Source organism: Streptomyces sp. CA-210063, assembly GCF_024612015.1.
Taxonomy (GTDB): Bacteria; Actinomycetota; Actinomycetes; order Streptomycetales; family Streptomycetaceae; genus Streptomyces.
Map to the genome: position 1 here is coordinate 1,316,592 of NZ_CP102512.1, position 15,716 is coordinate 1,332,307.

At 69.8% G+C, this 15,716-nt stretch carries 12 protein-coding genes; 8 read left to right on the forward strand and 4 right to left on the reverse strand.

Features of this window, described 5'->3' with window-relative positions; translation table 11 throughout:
• Window positions 1-157: 157 nt before the first annotated feature.
• Window positions 158-982, reverse strand: a complete 825-nt coding sequence (locus JIX56_RS05730) for an alpha/beta hydrolase (RefSeq protein WP_257537669.1) — start codon at window positions 980-982, stop codon at window positions 158-160.
• Window positions 983-1,195: 213 nt separating this feature from the next.
• On the opposite strand from JIX56_RS05730, the gene JIX56_RS05735 reads away from it, so the two are divergent.
• The 8 genes from JIX56_RS05735 to JIX56_RS05770 all read left to right on the forward strand — a co-directional run bounded on the left by JIX56_RS05735 (window position 1,196) and on the right by JIX56_RS05770 (window position 11,066).
• Window positions 1,196-1,999 (forward strand): IclR family transcriptional regulator, encoded by an 804-nt coding sequence (locus tag JIX56_RS05735; RefSeq protein ID WP_257537670.1) that lies wholly within the window; start codon window positions 1,196-1,198, stop codon window positions 1,997-1,999.
• A 574-nt stretch (window positions 2,000-2,573) separates the two neighbouring features.
• Window positions 2,574-4,205 (forward strand): ABC transporter substrate-binding protein, encoded by a 1,632-nt coding sequence (locus JIX56_RS05740; protein WP_257537671.1) that lies wholly within the window; start codon window positions 2,574-2,576, stop codon window positions 4,203-4,205.
• Between the two features lie 71 nt (window positions 4,206-4,276).
• Entirely contained in the window at window positions 4,277-5,215 is a 939-nt protein-coding gene (locus JIX56_RS05745) for an ABC transporter permease (RefSeq protein WP_257537672.1), read from the forward strand.
• The gene (locus JIX56_RS05750; RefSeq protein ID WP_257537673.1) at window positions 5,212-7,161 is read left to right on the forward strand and encodes a dipeptide/oligopeptide/nickel ABC transporter permease/ATP-binding protein; all 1,950 of its coding nucleotides are present in this window, start codon (window positions 5,212-5,214) and stop codon (window positions 7,159-7,161) included. Before JIX56_RS05745 ends, JIX56_RS05750 begins: the two co-directional genes overlap by 4 nt.
• Window positions 7,154-8,158, forward strand: a complete 1,005-nt coding sequence (locus JIX56_RS05755; RefSeq protein ID WP_257537674.1) for an oligopeptide/dipeptide ABC transporter ATP-binding protein — start codon at window positions 7,154-7,156, stop codon at window positions 8,156-8,158. The genes JIX56_RS05750 and JIX56_RS05755 overlap by 8 nt, the downstream gene beginning before the upstream one ends.
• A 160-nt stretch (window positions 8,159-8,318) precedes the next feature.
• Window positions 8,319-9,797 (forward strand): aldehyde dehydrogenase family protein, encoded by a 1,479-nt coding sequence (locus JIX56_RS05760; RefSeq protein ID WP_257537675.1) that lies wholly within the window; start codon window positions 8,319-8,321, stop codon window positions 9,795-9,797.
• A gap of 95 nt (window positions 9,798-9,892) precedes the next feature.
• Complete coding sequence (locus JIX56_RS05765) at window positions 9,893-10,795, forward strand: alpha/beta hydrolase-fold protein (protein ID WP_257537676.1); 903 nt, start codon at window positions 9,893-9,895, stop codon at window positions 10,793-10,795.
• Between the two features lie 94 nt (window positions 10,796-10,889).
• On the forward strand, window positions 10,890-11,066 hold the full coding sequence (locus JIX56_RS05770) for a hypothetical protein (protein ID WP_257537677.1): 177 nt from the start codon (window positions 10,890-10,892) through the stop codon (window positions 11,064-11,066).
• 742 nt (window positions 11,067-11,808) lie between these two features.
• Here JIX56_RS05770 and JIX56_RS05775 read toward each other — a convergent pair.
• The 3 genes from JIX56_RS05775 to JIX56_RS05785 all read right to left on the reverse strand — a co-directional run bounded on the left by JIX56_RS05775 (window position 11,809) and on the right by JIX56_RS05785 (window position 15,644).
• Window positions 11,809-13,017, reverse strand: a complete 1,209-nt coding sequence (locus JIX56_RS05775; RefSeq protein ID WP_257537678.1) for a multidrug effflux MFS transporter — start codon at window positions 13,015-13,017, stop codon at window positions 11,809-11,811.
• Window positions 13,018-13,073: 56 nt separating this feature from the next.
• Complete coding sequence (paaZ, locus tag JIX56_RS05780) at window positions 13,074-14,651, reverse strand: phenylacetic acid degradation bifunctional protein PaaZ (RefSeq protein ID WP_257537679.1); 1,578 nt, start codon at window positions 14,649-14,651, stop codon at window positions 13,074-13,076.
• Window positions 14,652-14,759: 108 nt separating this feature from the next.
• The gene (locus JIX56_RS05785) at window positions 14,760-15,644 is read right to left on the reverse strand and encodes a VOC family protein (protein WP_257537680.1); all 885 of its coding nucleotides are present in this window, start codon (window positions 15,642-15,644) and stop codon (window positions 14,760-14,762) included.
• Window positions 15,645-15,716 lie beyond the last annotated feature (72 nt).

The following is a 15,716-nucleotide window of genomic DNA, read 5'->3' on the forward strand; positions in this document are numbered from 1 at the left end:
TGCACGCAGCTGGCCGGGCACGTCGGCCGGCTCCGGCGAGGGTCGCCTCGACGGCGGCATGCGTGCGGCGCCGCACTCGGACTCCGCCCCGACGGGTACCGGCCCGTCGGCGGAACAGGGGACGACGTCGTGCGCTCGGCCCCTCGTCGAGGTGCCGTCAGGCGGTGCGCCACCAGGCGTAGTACTTGTCGCCGTAGCCGTCCATGATGTCCGCGTACTCGTGGTCGGCATCCGGGAACTCGAAGAAGTCGTGCGCCACGTCGAGGTCGGTGAAGCGTGCGTCCAGGTCGCGGATGGTGGGCGCCAGCCGGGTGTCGAGCCGGCCGGACAGCAGGCGGACCTGGCTGGTGCGCCGCAGTTCGGGGGCGTTGGCGAGGACCAGGCTCCAGGGGTGGCAGAGGTCATAGTACTCCTGGTCGCCGAAGTAGGTGTTGTTGACCCGGTCCTCGGGCTCGTCCTTGAGGTCGCGCAGGATCGCGGGGGCGACCGCCGACACCTTGCCGAAGACCTTCGGGTACTTCAGGCCGAGGTGCAGGGCGCCGAAGCCACCCATCGAGAAGCCCTCGACGGTGCGGGCGGCTGCCTCGGGAATCGTCCGGTAGGTGTCGTCCATGTGCTGGACCAGATCGAAGGCGGTGATCTGGGCGAGGGGGCGGGCGCCGTCCTTGGAGTCGACGTACCAGCCGATCGGCAGGATCTGCGGAACGACGACGATCGTCGGCGGAATCACCTCGTTCCGAATCGCCTTGTCGATCCGCGCAACCATTTCGGAACCTTGGCGGGCATTGCCGAACCCGCCGTGCAGCCAGTAAATGACGGGAAAGCGTCGCTCCGGCTCGGTCTCGTACTGGGGCGGAAGATAGAGCTGGTAGCTGCCCTGGGCGTCCGCGCTTCCGCGTGAGGGCTGCGGGTAGAGACCGAACGTGGTCAGCTCCTGGTCCTCACGGACCTCGTCGATCCACTGCTGTTCGATCTCTGCCATCTGCTCCGGCGTTGTGCGTACCTTGTGAACCTTCTCAACCACGGTGCTGTGTCCAATCGGTGGGTTCTCAGATGTGGCCCGGGATCCTCCGAGGCGGGCGCCGGCAGCCCTCCGGCCTCGCCCATCCGAGCGGCGTTCTATTACGTGGAATGATATATCCTGTAGTGGAACGCTGGAACGCCATCAGTGAAACCCTGCGACGGGAGCCTGTCAATGGCCGGGATCGAAACTTCAGAGGACTCACAGACGGCGGGCCGCGGGGGCCGCAGCTCGCTCGCGGGCAACGCCACCGACAAGGCCCTGAACCTGCTGGAGGCCGCCGTCGCCCCCGGCCACCCGCACCGACTGGGCGACATCGCGGCAGCCGCCGGGGTGCCCAAGGCCAGCGCGCACCGCATCCTGCAGAACCTGGTCACGACCTCGTTCCTGGCCTCCGACGGCAACGGCTGCTACGGCCCGGGGCCGCGGCTGCGCGCCCTCGCCGCCCGGGTCACCCAGGGCTGCGAGGAGGACCAGGTGATGCGCGCCGAGCTGGAGGTGCTCGGCCGTCGGGTCGCCAACACCGTGCACCTGGGTGTGCGCACCGGGGACACCGCAACCTGCCTGATCAAGGTGACCAGCCCGAGGCCGGTGCAGACCGCCTCGCGCGTGGGTATGCACCTTCCGCTGCACGCGACCTCGATCGGTAAGTGCATCCTGTCCGGCCTGAGCGACGACGAGTTGACCGTGCTGATGGACCGGGTGGGCATGCCGGCCCGCACCGAGCACACCATCACCGGCCTCGATGCCCTGCGCGCGGAGCTCGACCGGGTGCGCGCCCAGGGCTTCGCCCTCGACGAGGAGGAGAACGAGATCGGCGTACGCTGCCTCGGCGCCCCGGTCCGCGATGCCAAGGGCGCCATCGTGGGCGGCGTCAGCATCTCGTCCATCACATACCTGGAGTCCCGCGAGACACTCCTGGGCTGGACCGACCTGATCCGCACGACAGCGGACGCGCTGCACGGTCTGCTGGGCTGACGGTCTTCTGAGCTGACTGGGCATCTCTTCGCCCCTGCAGGACGACAATCCGTCGCACATCACGCGATCCGCATGCTTATCTTGCGGACTTATCACCGTTTTCACCTTGTACGACCGGTAGACATCGCCGCACCGTTTCAGCAGGGTTACAGCACCGGGTCGGCATCCGTCCCGGTTCACCGGCCAGCCCCCGGTGCGGCAGTAACCCCGAACACGATGCTCGCGAGCAGCGGGAGCACCTCCGGTTCGTCGCCGCTCATCCGTAACCGTCCGCCCCACACGGCCCCGCCGGTGATGGCGCGACGGTTCCCGCGACGCAACGCTTCCCTCATCGGCTCGTCGGCCGACTCCCCCACTCCCGCGAACAGGCGCAGGCGGGCACCCCCACAGGCCGCCGCCGGCACGGATGACTCCGGTCGTCCGCATCGGCACACACCGCTCGGGCCGTTCGTCCCCTGCCCCTCACGGCCGTCGTGCCGTGGTGCGCGCAGCCGACCTCCGGGCCGGCCGGACCCCGTCCCGGCCGGCCGAGCCCTCGGCCGCGCTCCCGCCGAGCTCAGAGCAAGGAGAGACAATGACGTCCCACAATGCCTCAGCGCGCCCGGCCGCCCCAAGAGGCCTCCACAGGATTTCCCGCGTATCCCGCCTCGGCCTCGCCGCCCTGACCACCGTGCTGTCGCTCACGGTGGCGGCCTGCGGCGGGGGGACCGGCGGCACCGCCGCGGGCTCCGGAAGCAGCAGCGGCACGAAGGTAGCCGGCGACACCCTCACCGTCGCCGAGCAGCAGTCACCGCCGTCGATGAACCCCGGCCGTCTCGACCTCGGGTTCGTCGACTTCACGATGCTGTCGTACGAGTCGCTGTTCTACCTCTCTCCCGAGGGCAAGGTGGAGCCGGCGCTAGCGAAGTCCTGGAAGTACGTCGGCACGGGCAACACAGAACTGTCGGTCACGCTCCGCTCCGGGGTGAAGTTCGCCGACGGCACACCCGTGACCGCCGACGCGGTGAAAGCCTCCCTGGAGTACGCGAAGAAGGCCCAGGGCAACCAGGCCCATTACCTGACGGACGCCACGATCACGACCTCGGGTGACCTGGGCCTGATCATCAAGCTCGCCAAGGCGAACCCGATCCTGCCGACCTTGCTGACCCAGTCGTACGGCATCGGCCAGATCATCAGCCCCAAGGGCCTGGCCGCCGCGTCCAAGCTCACCCCGACCGCCACGAGCCAGGGCGCGGGCCCCTACATCTACGAGCCGTCCGACAGCGTGGCCGGCGACCACTACACGTACACGGCCAACCCGAACTACTACGACAAGGCCAAACAGAACTACAAGAAGATCGTCATCAAGATCGTGCAGAACGGCCAGACGGCGATCAACGCCATGAAGACCGGCCAGGTCGACGTCTACAAGGGTGACTACACCTCCGCCTCCTCCGCCAAGTCCGCGGGCATGAGCACCGTCGGTCTGCCGGTGATCCTTCAGGGGCTGAGCCTGATCGACCGCGGCGGCGAGGTGTCCAAGCCTCTCGGTGACGTGCGGGTCCGGCAGGCGATCAACTACGCCATCGACCGGGAGGCGGTCACCAAGGCCCTGCTCGGATCCAGCGGCACACCGACCGTGCAGACCGTGATCAAGGGTGGTGACGGCTATTCGGAGGACCTGGCGGACCACTACGCCTACAACCCCACGAAGGCGAAGGAGCTGCTGAAGGAGGCCGGTTACGCGGACGGCTTCGAACTTCCCGTCCTGGCGGCGACGTTCGTCGGGTTCGACACGATGGCCCAGGCCATCGCCGGACAGCTCGAAAAAGTCGGCATCAAGGTGAAGGTCACCGCCGTCACCAGCATCACCTCCTTCGTGGAGAACCAGACCAACCGCAAGTACCCGGCGGTCTCCGGCGGTTTCACCGAGGCGCCGATGTACTTGCAGGGCCTGGACCTGTTCATGCCCGGCTCGAAGGTCTTCAACGGCTTCGGCAGCACCTCCCCGGAACTGACCGAGCTGTTCGACAAGGCGGCCGCCGCCGAGCCCGCCGCCCGCGCCGACCTCGACCGGCAGATGCAGGAGTACCTGGTGAAGAACGCCTGGTTCGCCCCGGTCGCGTTCACTCCCGTCAACTACTACGTCCGTCCCGGTATCGGCGGGGTGAAGGTCAGCGCGGGCGCGCCCTTCGCCAGCCCGCTGGCCTTCTACGCCACCAAGTAGCGCTCCGGGCGGCCCCCTGCCCGGCCAGCCTGACCAGGGGGCCGCCCGGCTCCGGAAAGGAGTGAGGTGAGATGCACAGGATCGTCTTCCGCTGGCTCATCGGCGCCCTCCCTGTGGTGTTCGGCGTCTCCGCCCTGACGTTCGTCCTGACCAGCCTGGTCCCGGGCGACCCCGGCCGCACCATCCTCGGCGCCAACGCCAGCCCGGCCCAGGTGGCGGCGATCGACAAGCAGCTCGGCCTCGACGAGCCGCTGCCCGCCCGCTACTGGGACTGGCTGACCGGCGCCTTCCACGGCGACCTGGGCGACTCCATCACCTCGGGCGTGCCGGTCAGCGACCAGCTCACCTCCCGGCTGGGTGTCACCCTCTCGCTCATCGGCGGCGCGATCCTCGTGGCCGCGGTGGCGGGTGTCGTGCTCGGTGTCCTCAGCGCCCTCAAGGGCGGCTGGCTGGGACGGACCGTGGACGGCATCGCCCTGGTCGGCCTGGCCGTACCGAACTTCTGGTTCGGCCTGGTGCTGATGACGGCGTTCGCCGTGCAGCTGCCGCTTTTCCCCGCGACGGGATACGTCCCGTTCTCCGAATCCCCTGTCCAGTGGTTCGAGTCACTGGTGCTCCCGGTACTCACCCTCGGCGTGCCGGCCACCGCACCCGTGGCCAAGCAGACCCGCGACGGCGTCCTGAACCAGCTGGACCGCGAATACGTCAGGGTCCTGCGGGCGCGCGGTATCCCGGAACGGTCGGTGTTGTTCCGGCACGTGCTGCGCAACGCAGCCGCGCCCATCGTGACGGTCCTGGGCGTGGTCGTGGTGACCCTGTTCGGCGGAACCGTGCTCGCCGAAACACTGTTCGTGATGCCGGGCCTCGGCGGACTGGCCGTGACCGCCGCCTCCACCCAGGACATCCCCATGGTCCAAGGCGTCGCCCTGGTGTTCACGGTGACCGTGATGCTGATCAACCTGCTGATCGAAGTGGTGTACACGATGGTCAACCCGAAGGTGCGGACATGACGAGCGCCGCCATGAAGGTCGCGGTACGGCGACCGGCCACCGAACGGCCCAGCTTCGTCGCCCGGCTGGCCCGCAGGCGCGCCGCGCTGATCTCCGCCTGCTACCTCCTCCTCGTCCTGGTCGTCACCCTCCTCGCCGACTGGCTCGCCCCCTACGACCCCGACGAGCAGGATCTGACCGCCGCGCTGAGCGGGCCGAGCGGCGTGCACTGGCTGGGCACCGGCGAGCTGGGCCGGGATGTGCTGAGCCGGCTCATTCACGGCGGCCAGGTCACGCTCCTCGGCGTGGTGATCACCCTGGCGGTGTACCTGACGCTCGGCGTCCCGGCCGGCATGATCGCCGGTTACCGGAGCGGCTGGTTCGACCGGCTCGTCCTCAAGAGCGCCGACCTGATCTCGGCCGTACCCGTGATCATCGTGCTCCTTGTGGTCCTCTCGGTCTTCACCAACAACGAGAGCGCCGCCATGGCCGCCAACGGCCTCCTCGGCGCACCCTTGCTCGCCCGCGTCGTCCGCTCGGCCACGCTCGGCGTCAAGGAGGAGCTGTACGTCCGGGCCGCCGTCGCCAGCGGCATCCGCGACCGGGTCATCATCCGCCGCCACGTGCTGCCACGGGTCACCGGAGTCGTCCTCGTCCAGGCCTCCGTGTACGGCGCCTACGCCGTGCTGCTGGAGACCGGGCTCGGCTTCCTCGGCGTGGGCACCACCCAGGCCAGCTGGGGCAGCATGATCGCCGAGGCGTCGAAGAACGTCGGTATCGATCCATGGCTGCTGCTGCCCTCCGGGTTCATGATCATCAGCTTCATCCTGGCCCTGGGGCTGCTCAGCGACGGTCTGCGGGACACGCTCGCCGAGCGGTACGCGCCTCCGGCCGACAAGCCACCGTCCCGGCGGCGCGCTGCCCGGGAGGCCCTGGTGAAGGCCCCCAAGGGGGTCATGCCGCCGGCCGAACCCGCCGCGGACGCGCTGCTGTCGGTGCGCGGACTGACCGTCGCGCTGCCCATCGACGGCACGCCGACCGAGGTCATCCGGGACGTGTCGTTCGACCTGCGCGCCGGTGAGGTGCTGGGCATCGTCGGCGAGACCGGCTGCGGCAAGACCATCACCGCGACCTCGCTGCTGGGCATGCTGCCCGCAGGCGGCGAGATCATCGCCGGCGCCATCCACTTCGAAGGCACCGACCTCGCCCGCGCCGACGCCGACGCGCTGCGCCGCGTACGCGGCCGCCGTATCGGCTGGATCTCCCAGGACCCCATCTCCAGCCTCGACCCGTCGTTCACCGCGGGCGCCCAGGTGGCAGAGGCGGTCCGAATCCACACCGGGTGCACCCGCAAGGAGGCCCGCCAACGAGCCATGGAACTCTTCGAGTTGGTACGACTGCCCGACCCGGCACGCGTCGCCGCCAGTTACCCGCACCAGCTGTCCGGCGGCATGGCCCAACGGGTCGGAATCGCCACCGCGCTGGCCGGGAACCCCGTCCTGGTGATCGCCGACGAGCCGACCACCGCCCTGGACGTGACCGTGCAGGCCGAGATCCTCGACGTCCTGCGTGATCTCCAGAGGACGGGCACGGCCGTCATCCTCATCACGCACGACTGGGGCGTACTGGCCGACCTGTGCGACCGGGCCGTCGTGATGTACGCCGGCGAGGTCGTCGAGGAGGCCGAGGTCACCGCACTGGTCACCACGCCGGCCCACCCCTACACGGCCGGGCTGCTGAGGTCCGACCCGCACCACGCCGTACCGGGCGAGCCGCTGCCCGCCGTGGAGGGCGCGGTACCACCGCCGCCCCAGTGGCCGGTGGGCTGCCATTTCCAGAACCGCTGCCCTCGGGTGACCGACGCCTGCCGCGAGAAGCCGGTCGTGATCTCCCAACTGACGTCCCTGGAGCGCTCGGCGCGGTGTATCCGGCCCGCCGAGCTGATCGGAGAAGCCGCGCATGACTGAGCAAACCGCTTCGGGCACGGACCTGTTGAGCGTGCGCGACCTGGACGTCACCTACCGGCGGCCGGGCCGGCGCGGCGGTCCCGTCCATGCCGTGCGCGGTGTCGACCTGACGGTGCGGCGCGGCGAGACCGTCGGCCTGGTGGGCGAGTCCGGCTCCGGCAAGTCGACCATCGGCTCGGCCGTCCTCGGCCTCGTGCCCGCGACCGGCGGAAGCGTCTCCTTCGACGGCACGGACATCACCCACAGCTCACGCGCGGACCGCCGCCTGCTCGCCCGCCGCATGCAGGTCGTCTTCCAAGACCCGTACGGCTCCATGAACCCCGCTCACACGGTCGGCGACACCCTCTCCGAGGCCCTGCGCCACAACCTGGGCCTGCCCGGGGACGAGATCGAGAAGCGGGTGCTGCGCGCTCTCGACGACGTGGGGCTGCCACCGGGCGCCGCCCGCCGCTACCCGGCGGCGTTCTCCGGCGGCCAGCGGCAACGCATCGCCATCGCACGGGCCCTGGTCATGGAACCGGACTTCATCGTCTGCGACGAGGCCGTCAGCGCCCTGGACCTGTCGGTACAGGCCCAAGTCCTCAACCTTCTGGCCCAGTTGAAGCGCACCCGCAGCCTCAGCTACCTCTTCATCTCACACGACCTGTCCGTGGTGCGCTACCTCAGCGACACCATCGTCGTCCTCTACGCGGGCCGGGTCGTCGAGCGGGGCCCGGCGGCGCAGATCGCCGACCACCCCGCCCACCCGTACACCCGCGCGCTGCTGGCGGCGGCGCCGGTCCCGGACCCTGTGATCCAGCGCCGACGGCAGGCGGAACGTCGGCGTGTGGTCGCCGCCACCCCGGCCACAGGCCGTACCAGCCAGGGTTGCGACTTCGCCCCGCGCTGCCCGTTCGCCCAGGAGACCTGCTGGAGCACCCGGCCCGAGCTGACCGACCACGACGGTGTCGCCGTCGCCTGCCATCGCTACGACCAGGTCATGGCCGAGGCCGCGTGACCGTGGGTCGTGGCGGCGGCAGGCCACGCCTGCGGGCAGGTCCGTCGGCACCGTCCCCTGCACCTCACGCGCCCATGACCCTCCCGTCTCAGCCGGGATTCCTCCATAGTCCCGGCCGTGACAGCCGAGACCTCCCCGCCCCTCTCCGTCAAGGACCCTCATGACCACCACCGCACCTGCCCCGCTCGACATCTCCGTGCTGCTGCCCGACGGCACGCACCTCGTCGCTGGCGAGTGGGTCTCCGCCCGCTCCAAGGCGACCCTCGACGTCGTCAATCCGGCGACCGGCGCCGTCATCGCGCGCGTCCCCCGCGGCACCGCCAAGGATATCGACGACGCCGTACGAGCAGCGGAGGACGCACTGCCCGCCTGGCGTGACACCAGCCCCGCCAGCCGCAGCGAACTCCTCTACCGCTGGGCCGAGTTGGTCCGCGAGCACGACGACGCCATCAACCGTCTGGAGGCGATCGAGGTCGGCCACCCCGTCGGCCCTTCGCCCATCGCGGCCCGGCTGACCTACCTCGCCGGGAAGGCCGACAAGGTATTCGGCGACACCCTGCCCACCCGCTCCCCGGACGTCCTGGGCCTGACCCTGCGCGAGCCCTACGGCGTGGTCGGCGCGATCATCCCGTGGAACGCGCCGGGCCCGATGACGGTCTTCAACACCGCGGCCCCTATCGCGGCCGGCAACACCGTCGTCCTCAAGCCGGCCGAGGACGCGCCGCTGACCGCCCTCTACCTGGCCCACCTCGCGCAGGAGGCCGGCATCCCGCCCGGCGTCCTCAACGTAGTCACCGGCTACGGCACCGAGGCCGGAGCCGCGCTGCCCGACCACCCCGGCATCCGCAAGGTGAGCTTCACCGGCTCGCCCGCCACCGGCACCGCCGTCATGGAGGCCTGCGCCCGTAACCTCATCCCGCTCCAGCTCGAACTCGGCGGTAAGTCACCGCAGTTGGTCCTGCCGGACGCCGACCTCGCCAAGGCCGTACCGGCGATCGTGCGCAGCATCGTCATGAACAGCGGCCAGGTCTGCGCCGCGGGTTCCCGGGTCCTGGTCCACTCCTCCCTCCACGACCGCCTCGTCTCCGAGGTGGCGGACGCCTTCCGCGCAGTCCGGGTCGGGCTGTGGGACCAGCAGGTCGACATGGGTCCGCTGATCAACGCCCGGCAGGAGAAGCGCGTGCTCGACTACCTCGCCATCGGCAAGGCGGAGGGCGCCGAAGTCGTCGTCGGCGGCGGCAAGTTGACCGGAGAGCCGTACGACGACGGCTACTTCGTCGAACCGACCCTCTTCGACCGGGTCACCCCTGGGATGCGCATCGCCCAGGAGGAGATCTTCGGCCCGGTCCTGTCGGTCCTCACCTACGACGACGAGGACGAGGCCGTCGCCATCGCCAACGGCACCCGCTACGGACTGACCGCCACCCTGTGGACCCAGGACGTGGGGCGGGCGGTGCGCCTCGCCCGCCGGGTCCAGGCCGGCCAGGTCGCCGTCAACACCCTCGGCGACGGCGGGCCGGCCGGGGCGATCGGGGCACCCTTCGGTGGCTACAAGCACAGCGGCTTCGGCCGCTCCATGGGTCCGGACTACCTGGAGGACTGGACGCAGGTGAAGTGCGTCGTCATCAACGCCGGTTGAGCACGACCGCCGACAAGGACGACATCCCCAATCCTCAGGAGGAGAACGTTCTGGTGATCAGCGGCCTCACCTTCGCCCAGGACGTCAACTAAGCCGTGGCCAGCGGCGCGGACCTGCGGTTCGACGGCACCGTCCAGCCGGCCGGCACCGGAATGGAGACCACACCCACCCCGCCCACGACACCCACCCCGGTGGTCATCTGGGTCCTGCCCTACGGCATCGAGGAGTACGAGGCCGGTCGCAACCACACCAACGTAGACAGTGAGTACCCCACCCCGATCCTCAGTTACCTCGCTTACGGATACGCGGTCATCAGCGCCTCGTACGCCTCTCAGGCGTCCATGGGCAAGGACCTCAGACTGCTGATCGCGTATCTGAAGGCGCACGCCGACGACTTGGTCATCGACACGGACACCATCGGCGTCGTCACCGCCACGCGCACCGGCTACACAGCGAGCATCCCCGTCAGAGCCGGCAAAGCGGGGAACGTGGCCGACCTGGCGGTCGGGGCGGCCAAGGACACGGACTACCAGGCGCTCATCTACGACCCGCTCACCATGACCACACCGGACGTCGTCTGGATCGACCCCTGCATCCACACCAGCGAGCTCGGCGCGTACCGCGTCTTCCCGACGCCCTCGCGCGGACAGGGCAGTTACGCCAGCTACGCGGTCTACCTGCCCGACGCCTACGCCGAGAAACCGCACCAGCGCTTCCCGGTGATCTACTTCCTGCACGGCGGCAACGGCAACCAGCGCGAGGCGAAGCACTGGCTGATGACGCAGGTGGACAACCTCATCAAGGCCGGAGAGCTGCCGCCCACCATCGTCGTCTGCGCACAGGGCCTGTCGATCGGCTGGTACGTGAACGCCCGTGAGACCGTGGACGGCGTCCTGAGCGGCCCCGTCGAGGATGTGATCGTCATGGACCTGATCCCGCACATCGATGCCAGCTACCGCACCATCGCCCGCTGTGAGGGCCGCGGCACCGAGGGCTGATCGGCAGGCGGCTTCGGCACCCTGCGCCTCGCCTTCAAGTACCCCGAGACCTTCGCGGGCACCGTCATCGACTTCGGGCTTCGACGACGAGCCCATGAAGCAGTACGTCACCAATACTTTCGGCCCGCTCGACGACCCCGCCTCGGCCGCCTACTTCAACTCCGTACGCCCGCACTACTACGTCGAGCACAACACCCGCGCCATCAAGGCCCAGGGCGTCAAGGTGCCCCCCCCTCGTCGGCAACGGCGACTGGCTCTACGACAAGGATGACAAGAAGATCACGGAGAACTTCAGCAGGTTCCTCGCCCAATACGGCATTTCGCACACCTACACCGTCCTCCCCAGCGTCGACTAGATGATCACCGAGGCGATCGCGGTCGGGAGCTGACGGGACGCGAGCGGAGCATGGTGCCGAGTGTTCGGTGGCGAGTGCCTTGATGGGCTGAGCGGGACTCAATAGTGAAGTGCAACCGGAGTACCATTACTCCGGTTGCACTTCACTATTGCCGCTGGTCAGAAGCTGGTCTCGGAGCCACTCAGGTGACGCGTCGTCATGTGAACGGAGTTCGTGACCGGCGGTGCGGCGTTTGTAGTGGGCGCGCATGGTGGCGGCCTGGTGTCGGCGTCGGGAGCAGGACCACCTCAGGGCATGACGGGTGTGCCGGCAGTGGTGGCTTGTCCAGGGGCGACTTGCCGCCCCTGGCAAGACGCCGGGCGGCATCCAATGCCCTGTCAGCTGCGCCACAGTCTTATGCAAGCCGAAGACGGACGGAGGACCCGGGGTCCATCAGATCGGCATCACCCAGATAGGCCGCGGTCGGCCAGTGCCCACAGCTCATTCCTGACCGCCATCACGGCATCAACCGTCGGTACAGCCGCCGCCGATGGCATGAACTCGACCGTGCCGCACCAGCGGACGCCCCTCGGGCTCGCCGTGAGCAACTGCGGCGCGCTCCCCTCAAGGCGGCGAACTCCACGGAGGCCTGCAGGATCCAGTGGAGTGACCGGCGGGTCAGGCGAGTTCATCACCGTCCCGGTCGGTTCCCGCCAGCGCCAGCACTGCCGATCCCGCCACGACCGTCGAGGCGGCCATGGCCACGGTCATGGGGACGGCGGTGTGCTCGCCACCCAGGCCGACCAGCGGCGAGACGATGGCGGCCAGACCGAACTGCAGAGCCCCGAGGATCGCCGACGCGCTGCCCGCCGCCTGCGGGGCCCGGGCGACGGCGAGCGCCGTGGCGTTGGCCGCGATCAGACCGAGCGACGACACCGTCACGAAGACCAATGGGACGGCGACGTCGCGGACGAACAGTCCGGTGCCGGCGAGCAGGCACAGCGTCGTAGCGCAGACCGCCATGACGACGAGGCCGACGCGCAGCAGGAGACGGGCGCCGAAGCGCCGGACGACCCGCCGGTTGAGGGCGCTGGTGGCGGTGAATCCGACGGCGTTGGCAGCCAGGATCACCGCGTAGGTCCCGATCGAGAGACCGAAGACGTTCTGGTAGACGAACGGCGACGCCGCGAGGTAGCTGAACAGGGTGCCGAACCCGAAGGCGAAGGCAAAGGCGTAACCGAGGAACGGGCGGTCGGCGAGGAGGATGCCGGTACGGCGGAGGGTGGTGACGAACCCTCCGCCGCTCCGCCGGTCGGGCGGCAGAGTCTCGGGAACCAGGAAGAGCGCGCCGAGGAACGTCAGTGCCCCCAGCCCCGCGAGGACGAGGAAGATCCCGCGCCAGCCGACGGCACCGACCAGTGCTCCCCCGATCAGCGGGGCGACGACCGGTGCCACGCCCGCCGTCATCATCAGCAGTCCGTACGCCCGGGCCGCCCCCGCCCCGCGCGCCCGGTCCCCGACCACAGCACGGGCTATGACGATCCCGGCGGCGCCGCTGACGCCGTGCATGAAACGGGCCGCGACAAGCATTCCGACGGAGGGCGCAGCGGCGCAGAGCAGCCCCGCGAGCACGCTCACCGCGGTCCCGGCCAGCAGCGGCCGACGCCGGCCCCAGCGGTCCGACAGCGGCCCGATGACCAGTTGCCCGACGGCCAGGCCGGTCATGAACGCGGTCAGCGTCAGCTGGACGCCGGTGGCCGAGGCATGCAGGTCACGCGCCATGCGCGGAAACGCCGACAGATACATGTCGATGGCCAGCGGGGAGACTCCGTAGGCCAGGGCCAGCGCCAGCAGCATCGTGGCCGGCAGGTCCGTTCCGTGTTCCACGGGTGCGGTACGGCGGTTGAGACGTTCGGAATGTGCCCGCCTCGCGCGCATGGACGTCACGCGGAGTCGGCCGGCGGCCGCGCGTGCCCGTTCCGGAGGGTGTCCAGCAGCCTCGGTGATGCCTGGAGTGCCGTTCGCTGCATCAGGTCCACGACACCGCGGGTGCCCCCCATTTCCGATCCCCCGCCGGCCCGGCCCGGGCCGCCGTGGCGCAGGGCGGGGAGCGGGGATCCGTGCCCGGTGGTCTGCGTCATGTTCGTCGAGTCCAGCAGGTGGAGGCGCCCGTGCCAGGGAGCCGCCTCCCGGACGAAGGCGGTCGTCCAGGCGAGGTCGTCGCCGACCACGGAGGCGGCGAGGCTGCCTCGGCCGCGCGCCACCAGGTCCGTGGCGTGGGCGGTGTCGCGGTACGCCAGCACGGTCGCGGCCGGTCCGAAGGGTTCGACCTCGTGGGGTGCCGAGGCGTCCGGGTCCGCGGAGATCAACAGCGTGTCCAGGAAGGCGCCCCGCTCCGGGTCGGCGTCCACCACACGCACCTTGCCCGGGTCACCGTACACGAAGCGGCCGGACTCGACGATGGCGCGGACCGCCCGCCGTACGTCCTCGCGTTGTTCCAGGCTGACGACCGCCCCCATCCGGACGCCCTCCGCACCGGGGTTGCCGATGGTCACCCCTGCCAGCTCGGCCGAGATCGCGTCCAGCGCGGCGAGTTCATGCTCCTGCGGGACGAGGACCCGGCGGATCGCGGTGCACTTCTGGCCGGCCTTGACCGTCATCTCGGTCACGACCTCGCGGACGAAGGCTTCGAACAGCGGGGATCCGGGCTCGACGTCCGGCGCGAGGACGATGGCGTTGACGGAGTCGGCCTCCGCGTTGAAGCGGATGGAGCGGGCGACCAGGTTCGGCTGCGTGCGCAGTGTCTCGGCGGTAGCGGCCGAGCCGGTGAAAGACAGCACGTCCTGTTCGTGGAGCAGATCGAGCGCCGTGCGCGCCGAGCCGACGACCATCTGCAGGGCTCCGGGCGGCAGGACTCCGGCCTCGGTGACGATCCGGACGAGGTGTTCGGTGAGGTACGCGGTGGGGGTGGCCGGCTTCACCACGCTGGGCATGCCGGCCAGCACCGCCTGGGCCAGCTTCTCCAGCGGGGCCCAGACCGGGAAGTTGAAGGCGTTCACCTGGAGCATCAGGCCCGGTGAGGGGGTGACGAGGTGGAGGCCGAGGAAGTCCTCACCGCGCGCGAGGCGTTCGGCGGGGCCCTCCAACAGATAGGGGGCGTCCGGCAGTTCGCGGCGTGCGCGGGTGGCGTAGTCGCGCAGGACGCGGATGCCGCCGTCGACGTCGTACCGGGCGTCCGGCAGGGTCGCTCCGGCGCGGGCCGACAGCGCGTACAGCTCCTCGCGGCGTGCGCGGACGGCTGCGGCGACCGCGTCCAGGAGGTCGGCTCGCTGCGGGAAGGTGAGGTCGCGCAGGGCGGGACCGCCGACGCATCGTGCGTGGGCGAACGCCCCGGCGACGTCGAGCCCTTCGGAGGAGACGTGGCAGACCGTCTCGCCGGTGACCGCGTCGCGTACGGCGACCGCCGATGCGGGCGTGACCGTGGGGGTGACCCAGGTGTCCTGCAGAAAACTCTGGAGCATGGGGTACGGCTGCTTTCGTCGAGGGCGGATGGGCGCCACGGCGGATGGGGGCGAGGGCGGGACGGGAAGGTCCGGGCGTTCACTCCACGGAATGGAGGCCCGGGGCTGTCAGTCCACGGGGTGGTGGCCCCAGATGTCAGCGGTGTAGACGCGGCTGACCCAGGTGCTCTCATCCACCTGCACACCGCCCGCGCCGATCTCGATGCCGAAGCCGGCGGGCGACGTCATGTAGAAGGAGAACATCCCGTCGTTGGCGTGTTTGCCGAGCGTCGCCATGAGTTCGATGTCGTGCTCGCGTGTGCGGTCCAGGGCGCGGCCGACCTCCTCCGGGCTGGTCACCTCGCACAGGATGTGGTGGGTGCCCTCGTTCTTGTACGAGCGGATGAAGGCGATGCTGTGATGCCGGGGATTGCAGCCCAGGAAGTAGAAGGTGCCCCAGGGGTAGTCGGCGGTGTCGCTGAGCCGGAAGCCCAGGATCTCGCAGTAGAAGTCCACCGCCTCCTGCACGTGCGGCGTCTTCATCACCACGTGCCCGAGCCCCTGTTCCCCGGTCACGAAGTCGACGCCCAGCGGTGAGACGAACTGGCTGGGGGCGAGGCGCCGGCCGCAGAACAGCTCGGTGCGGATGCCGAGCGGGCCGGTGAAGTGCACCATCCGGGCCACTTGGCGGTCGTGGCACTCCTCGTCCGTGCCGGCGGTCACGTCGACCCCGGCCTCTTTGAGGCGCACGGTCATCTCGTCGATCGCGGCCTGGTCGCGGACCTCCCAGCCGATGACCGTCACGCCACCGGTTTCCGCCTCGGTCAGCCACATGCGGAACGGGTGCTGGTCCATACGCAGGTGGTGGCGCGCGAAGTCACGGCCCGCGGCGGAGCCGCTGCCGGCCGCAGCCCCCGGCTCGACCGCGAGGCCTATCACTGTCCGGGCGTACTCCGCCCATGCATCCGGGTCGGGCGCACCGATGCCCACATACCCAAGGCTCTGGATCGTCATGACGAGGACAATATTTGTTAGACCCTTGACGGTCAAGAGTCTTACGAATACGTTGACACCATCGAGCCGAGG

Coding starts and splice junctions, on each gene's coding strand:
- JIX56_RS05730 (WP_257537669.1), bottom strand. CDS start 982: ATGGCAGAGATCGAACAGCAGTGGATCGACGAGGTCCGTGAGGACCAG.
- JIX56_RS05735 (WP_257537670.1), top strand. CDS start 1,196: ATGGCCGGGATCGAAACTTCAGAGGACTCACAGACGGCGGGCCGCGGG.
- JIX56_RS05740 (WP_257537671.1), top strand. CDS start 2,574: ATGACGTCCCACAATGCCTCAGCGCGCCCGGCCGCCCCAAGAGGCCTC.
- JIX56_RS05745 (WP_257537672.1), top strand. CDS start 4,277: ATGCACAGGATCGTCTTCCGCTGGCTCATCGGCGCCCTCCCTGTGGTG.
- JIX56_RS05750 (WP_257537673.1), top strand. CDS start 5,212: ATGACGAGCGCCGCCATGAAGGTCGCGGTACGGCGACCGGCCACCGAA.
- JIX56_RS05755 (WP_257537674.1), top strand. CDS start 7,154: ATGACTGAGCAAACCGCTTCGGGCACGGACCTGTTGAGCGTGCGCGAC.
- JIX56_RS05760 (WP_257537675.1), top strand. CDS start 8,319: ATGACCACCACCGCACCTGCCCCGCTCGACATCTCCGTGCTGCTGCCC.
- JIX56_RS05770 (WP_257537677.1), top strand. CDS start 10,890: ATGAAGCAGTACGTCACCAATACTTTCGGCCCGCTCGACGACCCCGCC.
- paaZ (WP_257537679.1), bottom strand. CDS start 14,651: ATGCTCCAGAGTTTTCTGCAGGACACCTGGGTCACCCCCACGGTCACG.
- JIX56_RS05785 (WP_257537680.1), bottom strand. CDS start 15,644: ATGACGATCCAGAGCCTTGGGTATGTGGGCATCGGTGCGCCCGACCCG.